The sequence below is a fragment of the Sorangium sp. So ce693 genome, from assembly GCF_051521375.1.
Lineage (GTDB): Bacteria > Myxococcota_A > Polyangia > Polyangiales > Polyangiaceae > Sorangium > Sorangium atrum.
This window is the reverse complement of sequence record NZ_CP150347.1, coordinates 11044433-11062807: the sequence shown is the minus strand read 5'-3', so window position 1 is coordinate 11062807 and position 18375 is coordinate 11044433. Positions and strand designations below refer to the sequence as shown.

General features: G+C 70.8%; 15 protein-coding genes. 4 read left to right on the top strand and 11 right to left on the bottom strand.

What is annotated here, in order from left to right:
* Positions 1 to 16: 16 nt before the first annotated feature.
* From WMF14_RS41260 to WMF14_RS41210, 11 genes are all read right to left on the bottom strand, one after another.
* Positions 17 to 859 carry an SCO family protein gene (locus tag WMF14_RS41260; protein ID WP_437795674.1) on the bottom strand — a complete coding sequence of 281 codons (843 nt, stop codon included), beginning with the start codon at positions 857 to 859 and terminating at the stop codon, positions 17 to 19.
* The gene (locus WMF14_RS41255; RefSeq protein WP_437795671.1) at positions 859 to 1509 is read right to left on the bottom strand and encodes a hypothetical protein; all 651 of its coding nucleotides are present in this window, start codon (positions 1507 to 1509) and stop codon (positions 859 to 861) included. Before WMF14_RS41255 ends, WMF14_RS41260 begins: the two co-directional genes overlap by 1 nt.
* 10 nt (positions 1510 to 1519) lie before the next feature.
* Positions 1520 to 2722, bottom strand: a complete 1203-nt coding sequence (locus WMF14_RS41250; RefSeq protein WP_272102439.1) for a hypothetical protein — start codon at positions 2720 to 2722, stop codon at positions 1520 to 1522.
* Positions 2719 to 3330 (bottom strand): c-type cytochrome, encoded by a 612-nt coding sequence (locus WMF14_RS41245; protein ID WP_272102440.1) that lies wholly within the window; start codon positions 3328 to 3330, stop codon positions 2719 to 2721. The genes WMF14_RS41250 and WMF14_RS41245 overlap by 4 nt, the downstream gene beginning before the upstream one ends.
* The gene (locus WMF14_RS41240; RefSeq protein ID WP_437795667.1) at positions 3327 to 4094 is read right to left on the bottom strand and encodes a DUF3341 domain-containing protein; all 768 of its coding nucleotides are present in this window, start codon (positions 4092 to 4094) and stop codon (positions 3327 to 3329) included. The genes WMF14_RS41245 and WMF14_RS41240 overlap by 4 nt, the downstream gene beginning before the upstream one ends.
* The gene (gene nrfD, locus WMF14_RS41235; RefSeq protein WP_437795664.1) at positions 4084 to 5517 is read right to left on the bottom strand and encodes an NrfD/PsrC family molybdoenzyme membrane anchor subunit; all 1434 of its coding nucleotides are present in this window, start codon (positions 5515 to 5517) and stop codon (positions 4084 to 4086) included. The genes WMF14_RS41240 and nrfD overlap by 11 nt, the downstream gene beginning before the upstream one ends.
* Positions 5514 to 8513, bottom strand: a complete 3000-nt coding sequence (locus WMF14_RS41230; protein WP_437795662.1) for a TAT-variant-translocated molybdopterin oxidoreductase — start codon at positions 8511 to 8513, stop codon at positions 5514 to 5516. Before WMF14_RS41230 ends, nrfD begins: the two co-directional genes overlap by 4 nt.
* A complete protein-coding gene (locus WMF14_RS41225) occupies positions 8510 to 8941 on the bottom strand; it encodes a cytochrome c3 family protein (RefSeq protein WP_272102444.1) in 432 nt (143 codons plus the stop codon). The genes WMF14_RS41230 and WMF14_RS41225 overlap by 4 nt, the downstream gene beginning before the upstream one ends.
* Positions 8942 to 9537: 596 nt before the next feature.
* Positions 9538 to 10323, bottom strand: a complete 786-nt coding sequence (locus WMF14_RS41220; RefSeq protein WP_437795659.1) for a phytanoyl-CoA dioxygenase family protein — start codon at positions 10321 to 10323, stop codon at positions 9538 to 9540.
* Positions 10320 to 11315, bottom strand: a complete 996-nt coding sequence (locus WMF14_RS41215; protein ID WP_272102447.1) for an aldo/keto reductase — start codon at positions 11313 to 11315, stop codon at positions 10320 to 10322. Before WMF14_RS41215 ends, WMF14_RS41220 begins: the two co-directional genes overlap by 4 nt.
* A gap of 10 nt (positions 11316 to 11325) precedes the next feature.
* Positions 11326 to 11568 carry a hypothetical protein gene (locus tag WMF14_RS41210; protein ID WP_012240189.1) on the bottom strand — a complete coding sequence of 81 codons (243 nt, stop codon included), beginning with the start codon at positions 11566 to 11568 and terminating at the stop codon, positions 11326 to 11328.
* Between the two features lie 129 nt (positions 11569 to 11697).
* Here WMF14_RS41210 and WMF14_RS41205 point away from each other — a divergent pair, with 129 nt between their 5' ends.
* The 4 genes from WMF14_RS41205 (at position 11698) to WMF14_RS41190 (ending at position 18364) form a co-directional block, all read left to right on the top strand.
* Positions 11698 to 13719, top strand: coding sequence for a SpoIVB peptidase S55 domain-containing protein (locus WMF14_RS41205; protein ID WP_437795657.1), 2022 nt, complete (start codon positions 11698 to 11700; stop codon positions 13717 to 13719).
* A 69-nt stretch (positions 13720 to 13788) separates the two neighbouring features.
* Positions 13789 to 15897, top strand: coding sequence for a hypothetical protein (locus tag WMF14_RS41200; RefSeq protein ID WP_437795655.1), 2109 nt, complete (start codon positions 13789 to 13791; stop codon positions 15895 to 15897).
* Positions 15898 to 16201: 304 nt separating this feature from the next.
* Positions 16202 to 17068, top strand: coding sequence for a hypothetical protein (locus tag WMF14_RS41195; RefSeq protein ID WP_437795653.1), 867 nt, complete (start codon positions 16202 to 16204; stop codon positions 17066 to 17068).
* Positions 17069 to 17167: 99 nt separating this feature from the next.
* Entirely contained in the window at positions 17168 to 18364 is a 1197-nt protein-coding gene (locus tag WMF14_RS41190; RefSeq protein ID WP_437795651.1) for a metallophosphoesterase, read from the top strand.
* Positions 18365 to 18375 lie beyond the last annotated feature (11 nt).

Below are 18375 nucleotides of genomic sequence, written 5' to 3'. Positions count from 1 at the left end.
CTCCGCCACCTTGTACCTAGGAAGCCTCGTTTACGCGCACCCTCGTGCGGGAGCGTTCAGTCCGCCAGAAGCGAATCAGCCAGAGCCCGAGGAGCACGACGGTGACGGCGCCTGACGCCATCATCAGCCGCTTCGTCGCCAGGACGTACCCTCGGGCGTTGGGATCGTAGTGAAAACAGAACAAGAGCACGCGATCCCAGGTGCTCCCGACCTGCCCGCTGCCCGCTTCGCGCAGCGCGAGGCCGAAGTTCTTCTGTGGGAAGGAGATGCCGTAGAGCGTGCGCGACAGGCGTCCATCCGGCGTGAAGACGAACGCGCCCGCCGCGTGCGCGTACTGCTTCGTCGTCTCGTCCCACCGGTAGTGGAAGCCCACCGCGTCGGCGAGCGCGCGCACCGACGCCTCGTCGCCGACGAGGAAGTCGAAGCCGTCGCCGGTGACCGGCCTGCCGTACGCCTCGATGTAGTTCGCCCGCTTCTTGCGCCCGGCTTCGGGCGTGTCGCGGGGGTCGAAGCTCACGACGAGGGTGCGGTACTCCTTGCCCGCGCTCCAGGCGCTCTCCTTCATGGCCTGGAGCACGCCGTTCAGGACCAGCGAGCACAGCATCGGGCACTCGAAGTAACCGAGCACCAGGACGAGGGGCTTGTCCCCCGCCGCGTACCTGGCGAGCTCGACCTCCTGCCCCGACTGGTCGCGGAGCCGGAGCTTCTGCGGGAGCAGGGCTCCCGGCCGCTCCTCGATGTCGATGCCGGCGAGCTCGGTGGGGATGGTCGTGTCCGCAGCTCGCGCGCTCCGCGCCGGGGTAACCGTGGCCACCACGAGCGCGAGAACGGCGAGCAGGCTAGACAGCGGGCGGGACATCACTGCTCCGGAGCGGGGGTCGCCGGGGCCGCGGGCTTGGGCGCCGCGCCTGCAGGCTGGGCGGGCTTCGCGTCCGCGGGCTTGGCGGGCTTCACGGCCTCGGCGGGCTTGGCCGACTCGGCAGGCTTCGCAGGCGTGGCCGTGGCGGCAGGCTTGGCGGCGTCCGAGGGCTTCGCCGCGTCCTTGTCGCCCGGCTTCGCTGCGTCCTCGGCCTTCGACGGCTCGCCGGCGGCGGCGCCCTCGTCGGGCTTCGCCGCGCCGTCCGCGGGCTGCGCGGGCTCGGCCGTCGCAGCGGGAGCGGCCGCGCTCCTCACGCGCCTCTCCTGGTAGTCCTTCAGCGTGAGCGCGACGGCCTGATCGACCGGGATGCGGACGACGCCCTTCTTCTCGTCGGCCCACTGGTAGCGGCTGAGCCGCTCCTGCTCCATGGCCCGCAGGCCGCGGAGCGCGCTGTTCGGCGGCTCGAGCACCTTGCTCGAGATCTCGTGCTCCATCGTCGACTTGAAGATCTCGTTGACGAAGAGCACGACCGCCACGATGGAGAACAGCGTGGCGATCACGATCACGAAGATGAGCGAGTTGTTCGGTCGATCCGCCTCGGCCTGGGCCTCGTCGTGATCGGTCGCTGTGTTGTCGGTCGCTTCGCTCATGGCCGGCTCCTTACGGGTTGTCGATCCGAGCCGCTTCGGCAAGGTGAGGGTCGTTCAGGGGATACAGCGGGCTCTTGGCCGCCTGGAGCGCGAGCATCCAGGCTCCCACGCCCAGCGGGCCGAGCAGGCCGGCGAGGTCGATCCAGCTCAGGTGCAGGTGGTGATCCACGTTCGGCATGACGAGCCAGTAGAGGTCGACATAGTGCATCACGAGGAGGAGCACCGACGCCGCGCCGAGCACGAGCGGGCTCCGCTTCGCGTGCCGCGACAGGAGGACGAGGAACGGGATGACGAAGTGCCCGAACAGCAAGGCCAGGCTCACGACGTGCCACGAGCCCTCCCAGCGGTGGCGGTAGAAGATCGTCTCCTCGGGGATGTTCGCGTACCAGATCAGGATGAACTGCGAAAACGCGATGTAGGCCCAGAAGATCGTGAACCCGAAGAGCAGCTTGCCGATGTCGTGCTGGCGCTCGACGTTGCTCACCTTGCGCAGGAGCCCCGCCTTGTGGAGCGCGATCGTGATCAGCGCGAGCGCCGAGAGGGAGCTCGTGGCCGAGCCGGCGAACACGTAGACGCCGAAGATCGTCGAGTACCAGTGCGGGTCGATGCTCATCAGCCAGTCGAACGCCGCGAACGAGATGGTCAGGGCGAAGACGATGACGGCCGGGGCCGCTCCGGCGCGCATCCTCGCGGTGGGCCGGAAATCGGCGCTCTTGTCCTGCGCGCGGGAGGTCTTGATGAACCAGAGCGCGAGGCCCGCCCACGCCGCGAGGAACACCACGGCGCGGATGTAGAAGAAGGTCGGGTTCAGGTAGGGCGCCTTCTGGTGGAGCACATGATCGTTCGCGGCGTCGGGCCCCATCCAGTGATGGTAGATGTCGTGGGCGAGCACCGCGACCGGGAGGAACAGCACGATGCAGGCGGGCAGGATGCCGCTCATCCACTCCATGTGGCGGCGCGCGGCCGCCGACCAGCGCGCGCGGGTCAGGTGCTGGATGATCACGAAGAACAGCGCGCCGAGCGCGATCGTCACGAGCCACGTGAAGCCGGTGAGATACGAGAACGCAAAGCGCTTCGTGTCAGTCACCGCCGCCGCCGCCGAGAGCACCACGCCGACGATCGCCAGCGCCATGCTCCCCGAGACGAGCCGCTTCGCGACCGCCGGATCGAGGACCTTCGTGTCCTCGGCCAGAGCACTTCCGTGGGACTTCATGGAGTTCCGCTCTCCTTCGCGATGTTGCCCCGCTGGGCCTCGGGCACGTCGTCGATGTGCGCGTGCTGGCTGTGCTGCAGCACGCGCACCCACGTGACGATCGCCCACCGGTCCTTGACCGGGATCTGCTTCCGATAAGCCGGCATGTTGCGCACGCCGTTCGTGATGACGTTGAAGATCTCGCCGTCGGGCAGGCCGAGGGCCCGGTCGGACGCGAGGTCGATGGGGGGCGGGTATCCGCGCTTCACCACCATGCCCTGGCCGCTCCCGCTGTGGTCGTGACACGGCGTGCAGTAGATGTGGAAGCGATCCTGGCCGCGCCGGATCACCGCCTCATCGACGGTGATGGGCGCAAGCGCCAGGAACGTCTCGCCGTCCTTCTCCTTGCCGGTGCGGAAGGCCTCGCTCTCGTCGAGCGATCCCTGGGCCACCGTGCCCTCGACGATCGGCCGCATCGCCCGCCCGTCGGGGAACAGGCGCGTGCCCTCCTCGGGCTGGAACTTGGGCTGCCAGTCCATGTCTCCGAAGACGTGGATCGGGGGATCGCTGCTCGCCTGTCCACGGCAGCCTGCCAGGACGAGGAGGAGGGGAATGCTCCAGCGCTTCACGACGAGACCTCCCGGATGCTCTGGGCGCCGAGGCGCTGGAGGAGGCTGCGCGTCTCCGTGGAATCGAACTTCGGGTCGCTCGCCTCGACGCTGATGAAGAAGGCGTCGTCGGTCGCGCGCGGGAACGAGGGGTGCGTCATGGTGGGGTGGAACAAGGTGGGCAGGCGCCCGAGCGCGAAGAGCCCGAAGAAGCACGTGAGCGCCGCGAAGAGGACCGTGAGCTCGAAGAAGATGGGGATGAAGGCCTGGTACGAGAACGACTGCTTGCCGCTGATGATGAGCGGATAGTCGTAGTACTGCGTGTACCAGGCGAGCGCGATGGCGCTGGCGAGCCCCGCCGTGCCGCCGCCGAGCACGAGCCACGGCAGCGGAGACGGCTTGAGCCCCATCGCCTTCTCCAGCCCGTGCACGGGGAACGGCGTGTGCGCGTCGAAGCGGCTGTACCCGGCGTCCCGGAGCGCCTCGCACGCGTGATAGATGTCCTTCGGGCTCGTGAAGTAGCCCATGATCCCGAACAGGGCCGACTCCCCGTCCGCCTCCTGCTCGGCCTTGCGCTCCAGCTTGCGCTCGATCGAGAGCGCGGCCTGACCGTGCGGCCCGCTCTCGTGGGGCTCGGAGTACTCCGCGTCGTCCTCGGGCACGTGGCCCTGCGGCTCGATGTCGGGCTGGCTGTCGCGCGCGGAGCCCTTGTGCGCTCGTGCCTCCTCGGCCGAGGCCGGCTTCCCGGAGCGCTTCTGGCGTCGAGTATCGCTGTTACGCTGCATGATGAGCCTCGTCGTGGCTGTGCGAGCCGTGAGGATCGGCCGCCGCCGTGACCCCCTTCACCTCGCTGATCGCGACCATCGGGAGGTAACGGACGAACAGCAGGAAGAGCGTGAAGAAGAGGCCGAACGAACCGAAGAACGTCGAGATGTCCCAGATGGTCGGGCGGAAGTAGGTCCAGCTCGAGGGGAGGAAGTCGCGGTGGAGGCTCGTCACGATGATGACGAAGCGCTCGAACCACATCCCGATGTTGACCAGGATCGAGAGGATGAACATCGCGGGGATGCTGGTGCGCACCTTCTTGAACCAGAAGAGCTGCGGGAAGATCACGTTGCAGCTCACCATGGTCCAGTAGGCCCAGGCGTACGGGCCGAGGATGCGGTTCCGGAAGGCGAACTGCTCGTAGCCGTTGCCGCTGTACCAGGCGATGAAGAGCTCCATCCCGTACGCGTAACCGACCATGGTGCCGGTCGCGACGATGACCTTGTTCATGTTCTCGAGGTGCCGCATCGTGATGAGCCCCTCGAGTCCGAACGCCTTCCGCGCGAACACCATCAGCGTGACGACCATCGCGAACCCGCTGAAGATGGCGCCCGCGACGAAGTACGGCGGGAAGATCGTCGTGTGCCAGCCGGGGACGATCGAGACGGCGAAGTCGAACGACACGATCGTGTGCACGCTGAGCACGAGCGGCGTCGAGAGCCCGGCGAAGATCAGGTAGGCCTTCTCGTAGTGCAGCCAGTGGCGGTGCGAGCCGCGCCAGCCGAGGCAGAGGATCCCGAAGACGATCTGCTTCGTCCGGGTCGTCGCCCGGTCGCGGATCGTGGCGAGATCAGGGATGAGCCCGACGAACCAGAACAGGGTCGAGACCGTCGCGTAGGTCGAGACGGCGAACACGTCCCAGAGCAGCGGGCTCTTGAAGTTCGGCCAGATGCTCATCTGGTTCGGGATCGGGAACAGCCAGTGGGCGAACCAGATCCGGCCCAGGTGGGCCACCGGGTAGATGGCGGCGCACGCGACCGCGAAGATCGTCATCGCCTCCGCGGCGCGGTTGATGCTCGTCCTCCACTTCTGGCGGAAGAGGAAGAGGATGGCGCTGATCAGCGTGCCGGCGTGGCCGATACCGACCCAGAACACGAAGCCGGTGATGTCCCACGCCCAGTTGACCGTGGTGTTCAGCCCCCAGATACCGATACCGGTACCGACGAGGTGAGCGAGCGAGCCGGCGAGGATAAGGAGGATGCTGAGGGCAAGGCACAGCAGGACGAGCCACCCCGGGGGGCGCTTGCTGAGGATGATGCCCGAGACCTTGTCGGTGAGAGAGCGGAAGTCGTCCTTCCCCTGCACGAGGGGCGCCTCGTCCAAGAGGGCGGCGCGGTCCGAGAGCCGGGGGTGGTCGACCTGGAGGGGTGCTGTGGCGCTCATGCGTCGGCGAGCTCCGGGTTCTTGTTGCGAATCTTGGCGAGGTAGGTGACCCGCGGCTTGGTGTTGATCTCGTCCAGCAGCCTGTAACCGCGCGGGCTAGCGGACGTGGCGGCCACCTGGCTCGTGGCGTCGTCGAGGTCGCCGAAGACGATGGCCTGCGTCGGGCAAGCGCCCTGGCACGCGGTCACGATCTCGCCGTCCTTGATGTGGTCCCGCCCCTCTCGCTTGGCGTCGATCTTGGCGTGGTTGATCCGCTGCACGCAGAAGGTGCACTTCTCCATGACGCCCCGCGATCGGACGGTGACGTTGGGGTTGAACTGCATCTTCCGCTCCTCCGAGTCCGGCTGGCCGTACTCGAGGAAGTTGAAGCGACGGACCTTGTAAGGGCAGTTGTTGGCGCAGTACTTCGTGCCGACGCACCGGTTGTACGCCATGTCGTTCAGCCCCTCGGGGCTGTGCGTCGTGGCGGCGACCGGGCAGACCTGCTCGCACGGCGCGTTCTCGCAGTGCTGGCAGGGGAGCGGCTGCTGGATGCTCTCCGGCTCGTTCGGGTCCGTGCCCTGGAAGTAGCGGTCGATCCGGAGCCAGTGCATCTCGCGCGTCATGCGCACGCCCTCGGCGCCGACGACCGGGATGTTGTTCTCGGCCTGGCAGGCGACCACGCACGCGTTGCACCCGATGCAGGCGTTGAGATCGATGCTCATGCCCCACGCGTGCCCCTGCCGCCGGTTCGGCTCCTTGAACAGGCTGAGCAGCGGCGGCACGTGGACGTGCTTCTTGGCGAACTCCGCGTCCTTCTGGAACTCGTCGAGCGACCCCTCGCGCGCGAGCGGGCGGCCCTCCATCACGAAGTGCTCCTGCGTGCGCGCCAGCGCCACCACCTCGCCGGCCTTCTCCAGCGAGAAGCCGCCGGCGAGATCGAAGGCGTCGCTCTTGCGCAGCGGGGTCGTGTCGACGCCGACGCCATGGCCGACCCGGAGCTGCGCGCGCCGGCCCTGGCCGATGGTGATACCCACCGAGTCGTCCGCCTGCCCCGGCGCGACGAGGACGGGGATCCGCACCGACGCGCCGCTGCCCGTCAGCGTCACGACGTCGCCGTCCTTCAGGCCGAGCCGCGCCGCCGTCGAGGGCGAGAGGTTCGCGGCGCTGCCCCAGGTGAGCTTCGTCATCGGGTGGGGCAGCTCCTGGAGCCACCCGTTGTTCGCGAACCGGCCGTCCCACGCGTGCACGTCGGGCCGGAAGGTCACCTCCAGGCCCTCGCCCGCGGCGGGCGCGAACGCGCGCAGCGCCTCGATCGCGCCCTGCGCCGCGGCGGCCACCTGCTCGTCCGCGAGCTGGGTGCCCGCGACGAGGCCGTCGTGCAGAGCGCGGCGGAAGTCGTCCTCGGTGCGCTTCGCGCCCTCGGCGGTCAGCCAGGTCGCCCGCACCAGGTCGTACGCCGTCCGCGAGCCGCCGAGCAGGAGCTCGATGACCTCGGCGTCCGTCCTGCCGCCGAAGAGCGGCGCGATGAGCGGCTGCGCGACGCTCGCCGTCCCGTCCTCCGCCCGGACGTCGCTCCACGACTCCAGCGGGTGGGCGCGGTTCAGGTGCCATTTGGTCCGCTCGCTCGTCTCGTCGACGTGCGTCGAGACGTGCACGCTCACGGCCACCTTGGCGAGCGCGTCGGCGAAGCGCGCGTCCGCGGGCGCGTCGAAGGCCGGGTTGCCGCCCAGGATGATCAGCGTCTCGACCTCGTTCTTCTCGATGGAGCGCGCGAGCTCGACGAGCGCCTCGGGGCCCTCGCGCGAGTCGTCGAAGGGCGCGACGAGCCGCACCGCCTTGCCCGTGTTGTCGAGGGCGAGGTTGATGAGGTGCACGAGGCCGTGGACCTCCTTCGGCAGCGAGCGCCCGGCCACGACCGCGCCCTGGCCCCGGTTGGCGGCGAGGTCGGCGGCGATGGCGGCGACGTGCCGGGTCGCCTTGGCGTCGAGCCCCTCCGATTTGCCCTCGAGCGCCTTGAGCAGCTCCGCGTCGAGCGCGACCCCACGCTTGCCGAGCTCGGTCGCGAGGGCGAAGGCGAAGGCGGGGATCTTGCGGCTCTGGATGCGGAGCCGGTGATCCGCGGCCGCGCCGGTGATCGTGAAGGTGCTCTCGACGGCGTAGAGGCGGTTCATCGCCTTCGGGTCCTTGTCGACCGCGCGGCCCGCCGAGAACGCGCGCGCCTGCTTGAGCGGGCTGCCGTCGGAGGCGAACAGGTCGGCGTCGAGCGCGACGATCACGCGCGCCTTCGTCAGGTCGAGCGTGGTCTCGAGCGGCTTGCCGAACGCGAGCCGCGCGCCCTCCCGCGCGGCGTCGCGCGAGAAGGGCTCGTACCGGACGACGCGCGCCTCGGGCAGCGTCTTGCGGAGATCCGCGAGGCGCGCGGCCAGCGTCGGCGACCGGTGCGCCTCGGTCAGGATCGTGAGCCCCTTGCCGCCGCGGCCGCGGAGCTTGTCGCCCTCGGTGCGGAGGAACGCCGCGGCGTCGTCCCAGGACTTCTCGTTCGCACCCTCGCGCGGCGACTTGCTGCGATCGGGATCGTAGAGGTCGAGGACCGCGGCCTGGGTGTAGAGGGTGGTGCTGCCGAGGCTCTCGGGGTGCTTCGGGTTGCCCTCGATCTTGGTGGGCCGCCCCTCGTGGCTCTCGACGATGACGCCGAAGGCCGTGCCCATCATCGGGAGCGCCGTCGCGAAGAACAGCGGCTTGCCCGGGATGACCTCCTCCGGGGTCCGCGAGTACGGCAGGATCTGCTCGACGGGCCGGCGGCAGCCCACGAGGCCACCGAGCGCGAGCGACGCGCCCATGAGGCTCAGGAACGTGCGCCGCCCGACGCCCTCCGGCGGCTCGAACGCGGCCGGCGGGAACTCGCGCCCGAGCGCGTCGACGAAGTCGGGCGAGCCGGAGAGCTCGTTCAAGCTGCGCCAGTAGGTCTTTCCAGAGAGGTCCTGGGCGAGGGGGAGAGGAGTTCGTTTACTCATCGGTGGCACCCCGAGCAGTGAAGCGGCGCCTGCACCTGCCGCCCGGAGGAAGTGACCGCTGGCACGCGATCGTTGTAAGGCTCGTGGCTCGCCGGGATGCCGGCGCCCGCCATGGCGGCCGTCGCGGGTGCCATATCCATCTTGGTGACGTCGGCGGGATTGCGGAGGTTGGGACCTGGATTGCGGTGGCAGTCCAGGCACCATCCCATCGAGAGCGGCTGGACCTGCCGGACCTTGTGCATCTGGTCCACGCGGCCGTGACAGCTCACGCAGCCGACCCCTGCGGCCAGGTGGGCCGAGTGGTCGAAATAGGCGTAGTCCGGCAGGTTGTGGACGCGCACCCAGGGGATGGGTTGATCCGTCGCCCAGCTCTCCTGGACCAGGAGGAGCTTTTCGCTGTCCCGCCGCACCTTGGCATGACAGTTCATGCACGTCTCGGTGGGGGGAACTGCGGCGAAGCTGGAGACCTCTACTGTGCTGTGACAGTAGCGGCAGTCGATACCGAGGTCGCCGGCGTGCAGCTTGTGGGAATAGTCAACCGGTTGATCCGGCTGATACCCGACCTCGATATGTTTGTTGGTACCGTAGTACCAGAATCCGCCGATCACAGCGGTGCCGAGGGGCAGGACTCCGAAGAGCAGCCCCAACGGAACCACTTTGTTGGCCCATCGTGGGAACAGGAACCGCGCCATAGGGTTGTGGTGGGCGTCGGAGGGACGCGCGGGCGCAGTTATGGCTTGCTGGCGGGGTGCGACAAGACGGCAAAGTGCCGCGTGACTGCGGCAGATTGCCGCTGTGGATAACGGAAGGTCCACGCCGCGGCAGGCCGCCGCGGGGGTGCGGCACTTTGCCGCGGCTGCAGGCGTCCGTCCTTACGACACGGGTGCAAACTGGACGCGACACCGGCTCGAAAAATTCTCGAAACATCGACGCCGGCCGGAGAACCCCCCCGACGAAGCCGGGGAGGGGGAGGGCTGGCGAGCGGGGGCCGCCGACCGCGCCGGGGCCGCCTGCCCGGGGGAGCTCAGAACACCGGCGTGAACGTGCGTGGGGCCTTCTTCTTCCGGAGGCATCGGGTCGCCCTGCTCATGTAGCAGACCGTGAAGGCCCGGCGCGGCTGGCCGCTCCGGTTCACGGCGGAGCAGTGCCAGAGGTAGTTGTGGATCAGCAGGGCCTCGCCCGCGCGCGCCGGCAGCGCGATTTTGCGGGCGTCCGCGTCGGCCGCGCGCACGCGGTCGCTCGGAACGACGCCGCCGAGCGGCGTCGCGAGCCCGTCGATGTGGCTGCCTTCCAGCACCTCCACGCAACCGCCGCCTGTGGGGGCGTCGTCGAGCGCGGTCCAGATCTGCAGCTCGGGGTCGCGATCCAGCCCCCAGTAGCTGCCGCCGTCCTGGTGCCAGGGCAGCGGCGTCCCTCCCGACGCGGCCTTGTTGAAGAGCACGGCCCGGTAGATGGAGACCTCTCCCTCGATGAGCGCGCGCGCGATCCTCTCGAAGAGCGGGTTCTCGATCCAGGCGAGGAACAGCGGATCCTTCTCGAGCTTCTCGAGCTTCCGGTACGACGTGCTCGGCCCCTGGTAGCCCTTGCCGTACGGCAGATCCTCGTAGCGGCCCGAAGCGGCGTCGTGCTGGAAGAAGAGCCCGGGGTACGTGACGCGCCCGAGCATCAGGTCATCCGAGCGCGCGCGCAGGGCCGCGAGCCCCGCGTCGGTCATCACGCGCCCGAGGCGGGCGTGGCCGCGGGCGGCGTAGTCGGCCAGGGGGCCCGCGAGATCGAGATCCCTGGCCTCGGGCAGCAGGAGATCGATCATCGCGCGTAGCTCGCGTCGGTGCCCAGGTGATCGCGGTAGAGCGCGTCCATGCGCCGCGCCGCCTCCTTCGAGAGCGGGCGCGCGACGGCGTCGGCCGCCGCGTCGAGGTGCTCTGCCCGGACCGGGCCGACCAGGATGGAGTCGACGACGTCGCGCCCCGCGAGCCAGGCGTACGACAGCGAGATCAGGCTCGTTCCCTCGTCCGCCGCGATCGCGGCATAGCCGGCCGCGAGCTCGAACATGCGCCTGCTCCAGTACCGGCGCTGGTAGAGGCCGTTGCCCTCGAAGCGCGAGCCCGCCTGCGTCGCCTCCGGCCCGGCGTGCCGCCCCGTCAAGAGCCCGCCGGCGAGCGGGTTGTACACCGCGGTGGCCAGCGCGTACCGCCGCGCGAAGGCGGCGTACTCGACGTCGAGCTGGCGGATCAGCGCGTTGTAGAGCACCTGAGAGACGGCGGGGCGCGGCCTCCCGACGGCGTCGCGGCGCGCGATGATCTCGAGGATCTGCCACGACGCGAAGTTAGAGACCCCGTACTGCAGGATCTTCCCCTGCTCGAGCAGGGCGTCGATCGCCGACAGCGTCTCCTCGATGGGCGTCTCCGGGTCCGGCGCGTGGAGATAGCAGACGTCGACGTGGTCGGTGCCGAGGCGCGCGAGGCTCTCCTCGACGGCGCGGATCACGCGCTCGCGCCCGAGCCCCTCGGGCCTGCCCCGGAGGCGGCGCAGGCCGACCTTGGTGGCGATCTGCGCCTCGGCCCGGCGGCCCCGGAGCGCCCGGCCGAGGATCCGCTCGGACGCGCCGTCCTGGTAGAGGTTGGCCGTGTCGAACGCGGTGATCCCTCGATCGAGCGCGCGCAGGGTGATGCGCTCGGCCTCCTCGGGCGGCGTGCGGCCGCCGAAGTTCATCGTGCCGACGAGGATCGCGGGCGGCGCGCCCGGGCGCCGCTTCGCCGTCATTCCCGCGCTCACGTCGTCAGCCTTCACGTCAGGCGCCACGCCCCGCTCCTCACGCCCGCGCGACGAGGAGCGCGAGCACGTACACGATGAGCCATACGAGCCACAGGGTGCTCGTCCGCCGCCACCCCAGCCGGAAGCCGTACATCGGCGCGAGCGGCGGCACCACCAGCGCGACGAGCCCGCGCCAGCGCGGCTGGCTCCGGAGCGCGAGCCGCGCGGCCAGCGCGACGTGGGTGGTCACCCAGGCGGCGAACGAAAGGACGAGCGTCGCGGTCGCCGCGATATCCTTCACGGGGCGAAGCCTAGCGTCGCCGGCGCGCCCCGCCTCTGGAAAACGGCGACCCCGGGTGGCGCGGCGACCTCCCGGCGCGCCTCTGGCCCCCGCTCTGTCGCGCTACCAAATCCGGGCTAAGCTTGGGCCGTGCCTCTGCGCAACATGCCGTGTTTTCGTCCGGATTCCTTCCTCACCGCGCGCGCCGCCCCGCTCGCGACCCGCGGCGCGAGGGCGATCGCCGGCGCCGCCCGCGCCCTCGTCGACCGCGACGGCCGCCTCATCCCCCTGAGCCTGCTCGCCGGCGCGGCGTGCAGCGTCGCCGTCGGCGTCGGCGCGGCTCAGGCGATCTCCGCCCCGCCCGACACGTTGCCGATCTCCGAGGTGAAGCCGGGGATGAAGGGATACGGCCTGACCGTCTTCTCCGGCACCACGCCCGAGAAGTTCGACGTCGAGGTCATCTCGACGCTCCGCAACTTCCGGCCGAACCAGGATCTCATCCTCATCAAGACGCAGCACCCGCGCCTCGAGGTCGCCCGCACCGTGGCGGGGATGAGCGGCAGCCCGATCTACCTGAACGGCAAGATGATCGGCGCCTACGCGTACGGCTGGCTCTTCGGCGCGGAGGCGATCGCCGGCGTCACCCCGATCAAGTCGATGCTCGACGAGCTCGCGCGGCCGCTCCCGCGCGGGATCGCCCCGAAGGTCGGCGGCCCGCTGCCCGCCCCGGTGAGCCGCGCCGGTGGTGCGACGCCGCCGCCGCGCGCCGCCGCGCCCGCCCGCCTGCACGGGAGCCGCGGCTTCCTCGGGGCCGTCGACGCCTACGACCTCGCCGGCCACGCCGGCCAGATCGCCGCGCGCGTCGCGTCGTCGCTCGCCCCGCCCGAGTCGACGGGCCTCGCGCGCGCCTCGACGCCGGTGATGCTCGGCGGGCTCGGCGGGACGTCGCTGCGCATCGCGAGCGATCTGCTCGGCCCCATGGGGCTCGATCCGATGCAGGCCGGCGGCGGCTCGTCCGCGAACCCGGAGCCCGGCGCGCCGACCAAGTACGTCGACGGGGGGGCGATCGGCGTCGAGCTCGTGCGCGGCGACATCTCCGCGATGGGCATCGGCACGGTCACGCGCGTCTCGGGCGACAAGCTTGTCGCGTTCGGCCACCCGATGATGAACGGCGGCGTCACGAACCTCCCCGCCGCGATCGCGCGCGTCCACTGGATCCTCGCGAGCCAGAACCGGAGCTTCAAGATCGGCGAGGCGGTGCGGCCCCTGGGCACGCTGGTGAACGATCGGCAGGCCGCGATCGTCGTCGACAGCTCGGCGAAGGCGCCGGTCTTCCCGATGCGCGTCCAGATCGACGGCGTGGAGGGCGCGCCGCACCCGACGTGGAACGTCGAGGTCGCGCACGATCAGTTCCTCGCGCCCGCCTTCGTCTCGATGGCCGTCGGCAACGCCGTCGAGGCGACGACGGCCGAGCGGCGGGACATGACCTGGCGCGCGGTGAGCCAGGTGAAGATCGGGCGCTACGGCACCATCTCGCTCGTCGACTTCGGCGCCGGCAACGGCACCCCGCTCAGCAGCGACGATTTCGTCCGCAGCCGGCTCGTCCGGGCGATGGGCGCCCTGCTCAACAACCCCTGGGAGGACGTCTCGATCGAGCGCGTCGACACCCGCGTGAAGGTCACCTTCGACCGCGAGGTCGTCCTGCTGCGCGGCGCGAAGGTGCTCGAGCCGGAGATCGAGGCGGGCGCGCCCGCGCGGATCCGCCTGGATCTCCAGCCTCATCAGGGCCCCATCGAGTCGCGCGTCATCGAGGTGCCGGTGCCGCGCGAGCTCGCCGGCAGCCAGGTGGACATCGATCTCGCGCCCGGCTACGAGGTGGAGCGCCCGATGGCGACCCCGAACAACGTCGCCGAGCTCGTGGCGATGCTGCCGAACCAGACCCACGACGCGGAGAGCGTCGTCGCGACGTTCCGGCTCCGGGAGAACGGCGCGGCGTACCGCGGCAAGGTCGCGTCGCGGCTCCCCCCGGGCGCGATGGACACGCTGCGCCCGAGCTCCGCTTCCGACGCGCCCGAGACCTTCGGCGCGCAGGTGCAGGTGCCGGTGTCCCTCAAGCGCTTCCTGGTCGGGAAAGACTCCGTGAGCGTCACGGTCCGGCCTATCCTCCGCTGAGCCCGCCGGTTCCCCGCCTCCCTCTCTTCCCTGACCCCCCTCTCCCTGACCCCCTCCATCTTGCGACCCATGAGCACAGAGCGCTCTTCTGCCCATTCCCGATCGCCTCACCCTCGCCGCACCATCCCCTCTTCGCGCAGGCTCCTCGCCGCCGCCGTCGCCGCCGCGGGGCTCGTGGCGCTGCCGGCCCACGCGGTGGGCACGCGCAGCTTCGAGCTCCGATCGCTCGAGGACCTGAAGGGCGGGGATCTCACCGGCGTCAGCGTGGACTCGAACGGCGCCGTGCGCGCCGGGCTGACGCTCGGCGCGACGCCGCTGCCGGACGCGACGTCCATCTGGAGCTCCGTGGTGCTGCCGGACGGGACGGTGCTGCTCGGCACGGGCAACGAGGGGAAGATCTACAGCGTCTCGGGCGGTCGGGTCGCGCTCGTGGCCACGACCGGGCAGATGGCGGTCAGCGCGCTCGCGCTGGCGGAAGGTGGCGACGTCATCGCGGGGACCTTCCCCGAGGGCAAGCTCTTCCGCCTGCCGCGCGGCGCGGGCAACGGCGGCCCGGCGAAGGTGTTCGCCGAGCTCCCCGACACCGAAGACGTGTGGGGCCTCGCGTACGATCCCAGGGCGAAGGCGCTCTATGCGGCGACCGGCTCCGGCGGGAAGCTCTTCCGCGTCGACGCAGCGGGCAAGGCCCAGGTCTACTTCGACAGCGACGAGCCGCACCTCGTGAGCGTCGCCGTCGGGGACGACGGCGCCGTCTACGCCGGCTCGAACGGCAAGGCGCTGCTCTACAAGCTCACGGCGCCCGGGCGCGCGACCGTGCTCTACGACTTCGACGCCGACGACGTGAAGGCCATCGCCGTCGCGCCGGGCGCGAAGGGCGGCGCGATCTACGCGATCGCCAACAAGTACGCCGAGGCGTTCGCCCCCCCGAAGCGCAACCGGAGCGGGCCGCCGTCGCCGCAGCCGGCGCGCGCGCAGAAGCCCGGCAAGGGCGTGCTCATGCGCTTCGATCGGAGCGGCGTCGCCGAGAAGATGATGAGCGACGACGACACCCACTACGTCTCGCTCGGCCTCGGCGACGACCTGGCGCCGTACGTCGGGACGGGCGCGGAAGGCCAGCTCTACACCGTGAGCGACAACCACGTCGCGCGGCTCGTCGCCGACACCGACGAGCGCCAGGTCGGCGCCTTCATGATGGCCGGGAAGCGCAGGTTCGTCGCGACCACCGACCCCGCGGTCTTCCACGAGGTGAAGGGCGTCGGCGGCCCGGACGCGGTGTGGACGAGCAAGGTGCTCGACGCCGGGCTGCGGGCCACGTTCGGGCGCCTTTCGTGGCGCTCCGACGGCGCGCTGGAGCTCGAGACCCGGAGCGGAAACACCGACGCGCCGGACGGCACCTGGAGCCCGTGGTCCACAGCGCTCGCCGCGCCGGGCGACGCGAAGAGCCCGCCGGCGCGCTTCGCGCAGATCCGCGCGCGCTGGCGCCGCGATCCGGGCGCGGTGCTCCGCGAGGTGAAGCTCTCGTTCGTCACCGACAACGCGCGCGCCGTGGTCACGTCGATCGAGGCCGCGCCGAAGGGGCAGACCAAGCCCTCTCGCTCGAGCCTCCCGCCCTCGGGCGGGGAGGCGCCGAAGCCCGTGAGCGCGCTCCAGCTGACATGGAAGGTCGACAATCCAGACCAGGACGACCTCCGCTACCGCCTCTCCTACCGGATGGAGGGGCAGTCGACCTGGCGCAGCCTGCTGAAGCCGGGCGAGAAGGTGACGCGCGCCGAGCACGTATGGGACACGACCGCGCTCCCCGAAGGCGAGTACCGCATCCTCGTCGAGGCGAGCGACGAGCTGGCGAACCCGCCCGAGCGCACGCTGCGCCACAGCCTCGAGTCGGGCACCGTCCTTGTCGACAACACGCCGCCGCTGTTCCGGGCGCTCGCGCTGCAGGGGCGCCGGCTCACGGGCGAGGTCGCGGACGGCCTCGGCCCTGTCGCGCGCATCGAGGTCTCGATCGCGGGCCTCGACGAGTGGCGGCCCATCTTTCCGAGCGACGGCGTCTTCGACGAGGCCGTCGAGCCGTTCGAAGCGGATCTCGGCGCGATCGTGCCGCCTGGCGCGCACCTGATCGCGGTGCGCGCCTATGACAGCGCGGGCAACGTGGTCACCCGCGACATCGAGGCGCGGTAGGCGCCGTCACACACCGTCGCGCGAGGCCCGGCGCTCGGCGCGACATGGGCGTCATGCTTGCGCCAGGGGCGCCCGCAGGCGAGGCGCATCCGTGTCCGCGGCGCGCAGGGTGGCGCCCCCACCCAGGTTGCGCTCGGCGCCCTGGCGACGACGCACCGAATGGGCACATTCTGTGAATGCAGGAGGCGACATGATACGCTCATTCCGCTTGTGCTTTTCTGGTAGTCCTGGAATGAGCTCACACCACGCCCGTCTGCTTTCCGGCCTCGTTGCGACCTGGGTTTTCGCGATCTGCGCGTGCTCGATGGGCGACTTCGATGCGGCGGGTGGGTACGAAGATGGCGGCGGGGTGTTCGCGGGTGGGGGGGGCGAGAGCGAGTCGGCCCAATCGGGCGGCAGCCCTCCGCCCGCGAGCGGAAGCGCCAGCGGCAGCGGCGGTGCCGGTGCTGGTGGCGTCGTGAGCGAGGACGTCAACATCCCGGCGGCTCCGGAGGCGCAGGATCCCTACACCCGCTTCGCTTACCTGTGCGGCGATGGCTGCACCCCAGGCGGCGAGCCGACCGAGTGCTCGTCGGACGGCGACGCGGGGACGGGGACGGGGCTCCCTGCCGCGCAGACGCTGCACTGTCAGCTCGTGCTCGACGACGGCGATGCGATCCCGAGCTGCCGTCCGGCGGGCCGCTTCGAGGCAGGCGGCCCCTGTCACAGCGGCGCCGATTGCGCGGCGGGCCTGGGGTGCGTGGCTGCCGACGGCGAGGGCGGCGTGTGCCGGCAGTACTGCTGCGGTCACGTCGAGAGCTGCGCGGCTGGGACGTACTGCGACGAGCGACCGATGGCCGAGTCGGTCGTCGAGGCGAGCGCTCCGGTCCCGATCCCGGTCTGCGTTCCCGCGATGAACTGCGAGCTCTTGAACGACAGCGTGTGCCCGACGGGCCTCACCTGCACGATCGTCCGCGAGGATGGGACGACGAGCTGCGTGGTTCCCGGCGAGGGGCGGACCGGCGAGCAATGCCCGTGCGCGCCCGGCTTCGTGTGCTCGATGCTGACGAACCAGTGCAAGCAGCTCTGCCGGATCGACAGCAGGGCGCAGGACTGCGGCGCAGGCGCCAAGTGCCAGGGCGGCAGCGCGATCTACCCCGCCGGGTTCGGCGTGTGTGTCAGCACCTCGTAGCCGTCGTCCGCCGCGTCGCTCCGTTAAGAAATGTTGTAGAGCCCGGCTCCCGCGCGGATCGGAGCGGCGGGCGCGCGCCGCCGTGGTCATGCTGGACGCGTGCAGCGGCCTCTCCTCTCCTTCGTCATCTTCATCGCCGTCTTCAGCGCCATCGTGGCGGGCGTCCACTACTACCTCTGGCAGCGCCTGATCCGCGCGCCCGAGCTCGGCCCGCTCTGGCACCGCGTCGGCAGCGTGGCCCTGGTGGTGCTCGCGTCGCTGGTGCCCCTCGGCCTCCTGCTCACCCGCGCGCTGCCCCGGCACATCGCCGGCGTCGTGGCCGGCGTCGTCTACACGTGGGTCGGGCTCGCCGTCCTGCTCTTCTTCCTCCTGCTCACCTCCGAGCTCGTCCGCCTCGGCGCCCACGGCCTCACCGCGCTCCTGAACCAGCCGCTCGACGGCGAGCGCCGCACCTTCCTCTCGCGCGCCCTCGCGGGCGCGGCCGGAGCGCTCGCCATGGGCTTCGGCGTCGCCGGCGCCGCGAGCGCCCTCGGCGAGGTCGCCGTCCGCCCGGTGCGCGTCCGCCTCCGCCGCCTCCCCGCGGCCATGTCGGGCTTTCGCGTGGTTCAGCTGACCGACCTCCACATCGGCCCGACGATCGGCCGGGCGTGGCTCGAGCGCGTCGTCGCGCGCGTGAACGCGCTCGAGCCGGATCTCATCGCCATCACGGGCGATCTCGTCGACGGCTCCGTGGAAGAGCTCCGCGAGCACACAGCGCCGCTCGCCGATCTGCGCGCCAAGCACGGGGTCTTCTTCGTGACGGGCAACCATGAGTACTACTCCGGCGCCGAGGCGTGGATCGCGGAGCTCCGCCGGCTCGGCGTGACGGTGCTGCGCAACGAGCGCGTCTCGATCGGCGACGGCGAGCACGGCTTCGACCTGGCCGGCGTGGACGACTGGAGCTCCCGCGGCATGGGCCGCGGCCATGGCCCCGACCTCGCGCGCGCGCTCGCGGGGCGGGACCCTTCCCGGGAGCTCGTGCTGCTCGCGCACCAGCCCAAGCAGATCCTGGAGGCCGCGGAGCGGGGCGTGGGCCTGCAGCTCAGCGGCCACACCCACGGTGGTCAGATCTTCCCGTGGAACTTCTTCGTGCGGCTCGACCAGCCCTACGTGGCCGGGCTGTCCTCGCACGGCGACAGCCAGATCTACGTGAGCCGCGGCACGGGCTACTGGGGGCCGCCGATGCGCGTCGGCGCGCCGTCCGAGATCTCGCTGATCGAGCTCGAAGGCGCCGCCGCGGCGGAGGCCGTGGTGTGATCCGACCGGGC

Bases quoted from the DNA above. Each gene is read 5' to 3' on its own strand.
- WMF14_RS41260 (WP_437795674.1), bottom strand. From the start codon at position 859: ATGTCCCGCCCGCTGTCTAGCCTGCTCGCCGTTCTCGCGCTCGTGGTG.
- nrfD (WP_437795664.1), bottom strand. From the start codon at position 5,517: ATGAGCGCCACAGCACCCCTCCAGGTCGACCACCCCCGGCTCTCGGAC.
- WMF14_RS41195 (WP_437795653.1), top strand. From the start codon at position 16,202: ATGGGCGACTTCGATGCGGCGGGTGGGTACGAAGATGGCGGCGGGGTG.
- WMF14_RS41240 (WP_437795667.1), bottom strand. From the start codon at position 4,094: ATGCAGCGTAACAGCGATACTCGACGCCAGAAGCGCTCCGGGAAGCCG.
- WMF14_RS41230 (WP_437795662.1), bottom strand. From the start codon at position 8,513: ATGAGTAAACGAACTCCTCTCCCCCTCGCCCAGGACCTCTCTGGAAAG.
- WMF14_RS41250 (WP_272102439.1), bottom strand. From the start codon at position 2,722: ATGAAGTCCCACGGAAGTGCTCTGGCCGAGGACACGAAGGTCCTCGAT.
- WMF14_RS41225 (WP_272102444.1), bottom strand. From the start codon at position 8,941: ATGAACTGTCATGCCAAGGTGCGGCGGGACAGCGAAAAGCTCCTCCTG.
- WMF14_RS41220 (WP_437795659.1), bottom strand. From the start codon at position 10,323: ATGATCGATCTCCTGCTGCCCGAGGCCAGGGATCTCGATCTCGCGGGC.
- WMF14_RS41255 (WP_437795671.1), bottom strand. From the start codon at position 1,509: ATGAGCGAAGCGACCGACAACACAGCGACCGATCACGACGAGGCCCAG.
- WMF14_RS41200 (WP_437795655.1), top strand. From the start codon at position 13,789: ATGAGCACAGAGCGCTCTTCTGCCCATTCCCGATCGCCTCACCCTCGC.